The following is a 1035-nucleotide window of genomic DNA, read 5'->3' as shown; positions in this document are numbered from 1 at the left end:
CCGTTGAAGCGCGGACGGTCGCCACCGGGACGGTCATCGCGACGGAAACCACCGCCGCCACCACCGCCGGCCGGGCGGTCGTAGCGCGGCCGGTCGTTGCCGCGGAAAGCACCGCCACTGCCGCCGGGGCGGTCACCTTCGCGACGCGGGCCGCGCGGGCGGTCGTCACGCCGGTCGTCACGGGGACGGTCGTCACGTCGGTCATCGCGGCGGAAGCCGCCACCGCTGGGGCGGTCGTCCCTTCGCGGGCCACCACTGCGGTAACCCCCGCGGTCGCCACCGCCGTTAGGGCGCGAGTCCCGGCGTTCGGGACGCTCGGGCCGGTCTTCAGGCGAGTTGGACATCGACGTGACTCCTCGAATCGTGCTGCTGTAGTACAAGTCTCCCGTAACCACGGGGAAGGCGCGCTTTGTGAGCGCTGCAAAAAAAGACCCCTGGTCGTGGCGCTGAGGCCAGGACCAGGGGTCTGGAAAGATTGTTCGGCGGTGTCCTACTCTCCCACAGGGTCCCCCCTGCAGTACCATCGGCGCTGAAAGGCTTAGCTTCCGGGTTCGGAATGTGACCGGGCGTTTCCCTAACGCTATGACCACCGAAACGCTATCGGGTCGGCCTCACCGCGCCGGTGAGACCTCGACAGAGTCCAAGCGAACAAGCACACTTTTCAGTTAAGTGTTGAGCTGATTCACCGGTGCGACTGTTCGCAACCCGGGAACCAAACAGTGGACGCGAGCAAATGAGGACAAGCCCTCGGCCTATTAGTACCGGTCAGCTCCACCCCTTACAGGGCTTCCACATCCGGCCTATCAACCCAGTCGTCTACTGGGAGCCTTACCCCATCAAGTGGGTGGGAGCCCTCATCTCGAAGCAGGCTTCCCGCTTAGATGCTTTCAGCGGTTATCCCTCCCGAACGTAGCCAACCAGCCATGCCCTTGGCAGGACAACTGGCACACCAGAGGTTCGTCCGTCCCGGTCCTCTCGTACTAGGGACAGCCCTTCTCAAGACTCCTACGCGCGCAGCGGATAGGGACCGAACTG

At 64.6% G+C, this 1035-nt stretch carries 1 protein-coding gene and 2 rRNA genes; all 3 read right to left on the bottom strand.

Annotation, left to right across the window (positions count from 1 at the left end):
* Positions 1-181, bottom strand: a 181-nt coding sequence (locus BUE44_RS39370; protein WP_265737180.1) for a hypothetical protein, incomplete at its 3' end; no start/stop codon positions are given.
* A 296-nt stretch (positions 182-477) separates the two neighbouring features.
* Positions 478-594 (bottom strand): 5S ribosomal RNA (gene rrf, locus BUE44_RS25810).
* Between the two features lie 141 nt (positions 595-735).
* A 23S ribosomal RNA gene (locus tag BUE44_RS25805) occupies positions 736-1035 on the bottom strand; the annotation flags it as partial.

The organism is Actinacidiphila paucisporea, from assembly GCF_900142575.1.
In the GTDB taxonomy this organism is placed as follows: domain Bacteria; phylum Actinomycetota; class Actinomycetes; order Streptomycetales; family Streptomycetaceae; genus Actinacidiphila; species Actinacidiphila paucisporea.
Note: the sequence above shows the minus strand (reverse complement) of the source record. Positions and strands in the feature narration are given on the sequence as shown.